Origin of the sequence: Prosthecobacter sp. (assembly GCF_029946185.1) — a bacterium.
Lineage (GTDB): Bacteria > Verrucomicrobiota > Verrucomicrobiia > Verrucomicrobiales > Verrucomicrobiaceae > Prosthecobacter.
This window is the reverse complement of the sequence record NZ_JAQSEA010000075.1, coordinates 1-5,492: the sequence shown is the minus strand read 5'-3', so window position 1 is coordinate 5,492 and position 5,492 is coordinate 1. Positions and strand designations below refer to the sequence as shown.

4 protein-coding genes are annotated in these 5,492 nt (G+C 59.5%); 2 read left to right on the top strand and 2 right to left on the bottom strand.

Annotated elements, in window-relative coordinates:
- The coding region (locus PSV43_RS05770; protein ID WP_300194586.1) for a DUF3418 domain-containing protein at positions 1-457 on the top strand (457 nt) is incomplete at its 5' end.
- Between the two features lie 3 nt (positions 458-460).
- Here the strand turns inward: PSV43_RS05770 and PSV43_RS05765 are convergent.
- Positions 461-763, bottom strand: coding sequence for a hypothetical protein (locus tag PSV43_RS05765; RefSeq protein ID WP_300194585.1), 303 nt, complete (start codon positions 761-763; stop codon positions 461-463).
- A 74-nt stretch (positions 764-837) separates the two neighbouring features.
- Between PSV43_RS05765 and PSV43_RS05760 the strand changes: the two genes are divergently transcribed.
- Positions 838-2,553 carry an amidohydrolase gene (locus tag PSV43_RS05760; protein ID WP_300194584.1) on the top strand — a complete coding sequence of 572 codons (1,716 nt, stop codon included), beginning with the start codon at positions 838-840 and terminating at the stop codon, positions 2,551-2,553.
- Here PSV43_RS05760 and PSV43_RS05755 read toward each other — a convergent pair whose 3' ends face one another.
- Positions 2,554-5,376 (bottom strand): AAA family ATPase, encoded by a 2,823-nt coding sequence (locus PSV43_RS05755; RefSeq protein WP_300194583.1) that lies wholly within the window; start codon positions 5,374-5,376, stop codon positions 2,554-2,556. It abuts the gene before it with no gap.
- Positions 5,377-5,492 lie beyond the last annotated feature (116 nt).

Genomic DNA, 5,492 nt, shown 5'->3' with positions numbered 1-5,492 from the left:
TCCGCTCACGGAGAAACGGTTTTTCAAGCTCTGCGAAACCGTCCGCCGCGATCTCCCCGCCGTCACCCATCGCGTAAAAACGCTCTTCACCCAGATCCACGACCTACGCGTCAAGCTCCTCGCGCAGCCCAAACGCTACCCCGGCCTCGAACAGGATCTCGCCCGCCTCATTCCCGCCGATCTCCTCGCCTCAACGCCCCACGAGCAGCTTCAGCATCTCCCGCGCTATTTGAAGGCCATCCAGATACGCAACGAGCGCTGCATCGCCAGCCCCGCCAAAGACATCGATAAATACAATCTCATCGCCGACTTCGACGGCTGGCAGACCCACGCCCCCAAATCCCAGCACGAAACCTTCCGCTGGATGATGGAGGAATACCGCGTGCAAATCTTCGCCCAGGAACTCGGCACCGCCCAGCCCGTGAGCGTGAAACGCTTGCAGGCCATGTGGGTGTAAATCTCAGGCTCTACGCTGGCGGATTTCCTTGCAGCGGCGGTCATAAGTCCTGACATCGCCTGCTTCAGAAATCGTGAAATTGCCGCCGGAGACACTGCGAACGGCAATACCAATGGCGCTCAGGCTGCCAAGGCGTTCACAGTCCTGATCATAGGTGCGTATCCAGCCGCCTTCCACAGTCACAAAAAAATCCGAGGTGAAGCCAGCCAGTTCAACGCGGCTGTTGGGCATGCTGCTTAGACACCGGCTGTTTTCGTCATAAACCCAGATCTGGGCTTCTTTGTTTTCGATATTGGATATGGCCATGGTGTGCAGGCAACCAAGCACGGGCCCACCGTTCAGAGAAGAACAAACTGGCTTTTCGTTACGTTGGTATGCCGATGAAACTCGCCTCTCTCTTCGCATTCCTGACATCTGTCTCCCTGCACGCCGCGCCCTCACTGATCCTCCATCACGGCAGAGTCATCACTGTCGATAAAAAATTCCGCATCGCCGAAGCCATCGCCATCAATGCGGACGGGCGCATCGCCGCCGTCGGCAGCAATGACGAAATCCTCGCACTAAAGGACGCAGCCAGCGCGGTGGTGGATCTCTCTGGTAAATCCGTGCTCCCCGGCCTCATGGATTCCCACGTGCATCCCGGCGCTGCGATGACGGAGTTTGATCACGAGATTCCCACCATGGAAACCATCGCGGATGTGCTCGCCTACCTCAGTGGCCGCGTGAAGGTTTCCCAACCCGGCGAGTTGATCAGCGTCCGTCAGATCTTCATCACGCGGCTTGAAGAAAAGCGCTACCCCACTCGTGCAGAACTCGACCGCATTGCGCCCACCAACCCCGTCGTGTTCTCCACCGGACCAGATTCGATGCTCAACAGCCTCGCGCTCAAGCTCGGCGGTTACAGCCGCGACTATAAAGTGAAAGAAGGCAGCGCCGGCGTGATGGAGGTGGATGCCAGTGGCGAGCCGACGGGCCTGCTGCGCAGCCTCAGTCATAATGTGAAGGCTCCAACGTCCGCTAAAAAACCCACGGCGGAAGATGTCTATCGACGCACGGTCGAATTGTTCAAAGACTACAACTCTGTGGGTCTCACCACCGTTGCGGACCGTGACTCCAGTCTCAAACAGATCGAGTTGTATCAGAAGATGCTCACCCAGGGTGAACTCACCGTGCGCATGCGACCCTCCCCTGGCATTTCCAGCATGAGCCTCTGGCCTGCCTGCGCAAAAGCCATCGATGAAGTGATCCAGCACCCGCTCACCAAGGAAGACCCCATGCTGCAAATCATCGGCACCAAAGTTTACCTCGATGGCGGCATGCTCACCGGCAGCGCATGGATGATTGAGCCCTGGGGCATCAGCGAAGCCTACGGCATCAGTGATCCTCAATATCGCGGTGTGCAAAAAATCACGCCTGAACGGCTCAAACAGCTCGTCGAAAAAGTCACCACCGCAGGCCTCCAATTCACCGCGCACAGTGTCGGCGATGCCGCCGTGCAGTTGCTCATCGACACCTACGAAGCGGTGGATGCCCAGAACGCAGGAAGTGTCCGCGCCGCACGCAGCAGCGTCACGCACTGCAACTTCATGCATCCCGACTCCATCGCCAAGGCTGCGAAGCTCGGCGTATGCATCGACCTCCAGCCCATCTGGCTCCACATGGACGGTCGCACGCTTATGGGCCATTTCGGCGAAGAGCGTATGTCACGTTTTCAACCCCTGCGCGCTTGCTTTGATCAGCACGTCATCGTCGGCGGCGGCAGCGATCACATGCAGAAAGTCGGCTCCTTCCGCAGCATCAATCCCTACAATCCCTGGCTTGGCATGTGGACTGCCATCACCCGCAAAGCCCGCAAGCTGGATCAGCCCATCCACGTCGAGAATGCACTCACCCGCGAAGAAGCCCTCCGCCTCTACACCAGCAACAATGCCTTTCTCCTCAAGGCCGAGAAAAACACCGGCAGCCTCGAGCCCGGCAAGCTCGCCGACATCATCCTCGTTGATCGCGATCCGCTGACCTGCCCCATCGACGATCTCGTGAAAACCCAGGTGCTCAAGACTTGGCTCGGCGGCAAGGTCGTCTTCGAGAAAAAGTGATCACGACACCACCTCGATCTGGCTCGTGCCGCCCGCCCCGCGAACCACGCGCACCTGCGTGCTGAGCCGGTCCTTGAGCAGATCGACGTGTGAGATCAAACCAATCGTCTTCCCCCGCGAACGCAGATTTTCCAGCGCACTCAGCGCCACCTCCAGCGTCTCAGAATCCAGCGTACCAAACCCTTCATCAATGAAGAGCGAATCAATCGGGTGATGCCGGCTTGCCAGCTCGCTCAAGCCCAGTGCCAGGGCGAGACTCGCCAGGAAACTCTCGCCACCCGACAGGCTCTCCATCGGTCGGTCCACATTGGCCTGATACAGATCCACGATGCGCAGGTCGAGCTCATCACCCTCCGCAGCCATGAGGCGGTAACGCTCCGCCAATGTTTTCAAATGCTCGTTCGCCAGACCAATGAGCTGGCGCAGCGTGAGTGACTGCGCGAAGCGCGAGAACTTCGCGCCATCAGCGGAGCCGATCAGTTCTTTCAGCCGCCCCCAGCGCAGCGCCTCGGCTTCCGCCGCCTGCAACTCAGCGCCCCCTGACGCGCGACGCTTGATCGCCTCGTCATCACTGCGGATCTGCTGTTCCAGCGAGCCGAGTTCCGTGCGCTTGATCGCAAAGGCATCACTCAATCGCTTGGCGTTTGCCTCCACCTCGCTCAGTGCCGCATCATCGAGCACACTTTTTCCCGCAAACGGCTGCCTGCGTATTTCAAGCTGTTCCAGCTTCGCCATCATCGCCGCGATCTGCGTGTGCAGCGTGTTCAGCTTCGCCTCCGCGTCACGCCATGATTTTTCCGCCACCGCAAAGCGGCCTTCATGCTGCTGACGATCTTCACCAAGAGTTTTGCCGCCGAGCAGGTCGCTCAACTGCGCCTTCAAGGCATCCGCCTTCGTCCGCAGCGTCACACCTTCAGCCTTCAATTCATCGAGTCGCATCGTCTTCGTCGCCTGCTCCTGCTGTGTGAGCTGGATCTCGCTTTCGATCTTCTGCCGTTCGCTGCGTTTTTGAGCTGCCTCGTCACGCTTCTTCGCAAACATCGCTGCACGTTGCTCCAGCGCGCCGATTTCACGCTCTGCGTCTTGAGGCAGAGATAGGTCGTTCAGGGGGGCGGCCACGAGACAGCTTTGCACCGCGCTACGCTTCTGAATCTCTTCAGTGCTCCACTGCTCCAGCACGCCATCCGTCGGAGCCTCCAGTTCACCGACGCGCTTCTTGATCTCCGTGATGCGCTTCTGCTCCGCTGTCACCTCCGCCTCGTTCTTCGCCAGCCCACGCTCCAGAATCGTGAGATCGCGATTCGCTTTTTCCCGCTGCTGTTCGAGGCCGTTGAGAAGCTTGCGCGCGGCTTGAAGCTGCGATTCAAAATTCGTTTCCGTGAGCGCAAACGGATGCTCCAGCGCTCCGCAGAGCGGGCAGGCCTCGCCCGGTTTCAAATCATGCCGATGCTCGTCAAAGCCCGCCACCTTTTCGGCATGCCGCGCCACCACACGCTGAGCTTCGAGGGTTTTCGTGAGCCGTTCCAGCTCCGCACGATCCCTCTTCGCTTTGGCGGTTCCCTCAGTGCCTTGCTTCGTCAAAGCCGCCGCCGCAGACTCCGCTTTGGCAAGGTGCTGATTGAGTGCCAGCGCCTCGGCATGACGCTTCCGGCCTTCGGTGATATTTTCAAATGCGCCACGCCATTCACGCACAGCCACGCGCAGCTTCGGCAAGCTCTCGCCGAGGTCTGCATCGCTCAAGTTTTGCTGCAGCCACGCTTCGAGTGCCTGCGTGGCATCGGCATGCGTGGTGAGCGCCTTTTCAGCAGCTTCGCGTCGCGCAGCAGCCTCTTTCTGTTCCTTTGCCCACGTTTGATACATTGCGCGGCTTTCGCCGAGCTGCTTTTCAAACTGCTCGTTCTGCGCTGCCAGGCCCGCCGCTTGTTCCCACACCGGTTCGCGCTTTGTCCGCTGCTGCTTCGACTCTTCAGCCGCTGCTTTGGTTTTGGTAGTCTCTGCAGTCAGGTCCACCTGCGATTGCTCCAACGCTTGATGCGATGCCGTAAGCTTCCCGATCTCCGTCACGATGATTGCATGCTCACGCTGATCGCGCAGTTGTTGTGTCGCGGCCTGGCTTTCAGTATGGAGGCGTTCGGCAGTCGTTTGGGCCTCGGCCAGATTGACTTCGAGATTCGCACGTTCTTCGGCATCCAGTACCGTCACCGCACCGAGGCGCTCCTTCAGCGTGCGGGCGGCTTCGTCCTTTGCCTTGTGCGTCTCAAAGGCCAGCACCGACAGATCGCTGTAGATCTCAGTGCCCGTGATCTTTTCAAGCAGCTCCGCCCGCTCGTTCGGCTTCGCCTTCAAGAAGGCCGCGAATTGCCCCTGCGCCAGCAGCACAGAGCGCAAAAATCGCTGGGCATCGAGACCGGTCTTTTCCTCGATGATGCGATCCATCTCCCCGGCCTTTTCGGCGAGGATAACTCCGGTGATGGCATTGGCCAGGCGACGCTCCACCGGCTGCAATTTCCCATCCGCCTTGCCACGCGCGCGCCGCAGCCGCCAGATGGCGCGCAGCGTCTCGCCGCCCGTTTCAAAATCTACCTCGGCAAGACATTCCGCCGTGTGCCGGCTCATCATCTCATCCGCCCGGTCATTGCCATACCGTGCCGCGCGGCCATACAGCGCCAGCGTCATCGCATCCAGCAAAGTCGATTTCCCCGCGCCCGTCGGCCCCGTGATCAAAAACACCCCCGCCGCGCTCAGCGGCACCTCATCAAACCGCACCTCATGCGTTCCGCTGAGCGAGTTGAGATTCTGAAGTCGGACGGCAAGAAGGCGCATGGATCAGGCAGTGATTTTTTGTTCTCTCATCGCCAGCAGTTCATCAAACACCGCAGTGAGTTCATCTCCCTCAATCTGCTTTTCCTTCAGCAGTTCGCGGAAAACCTCGCGGGGCT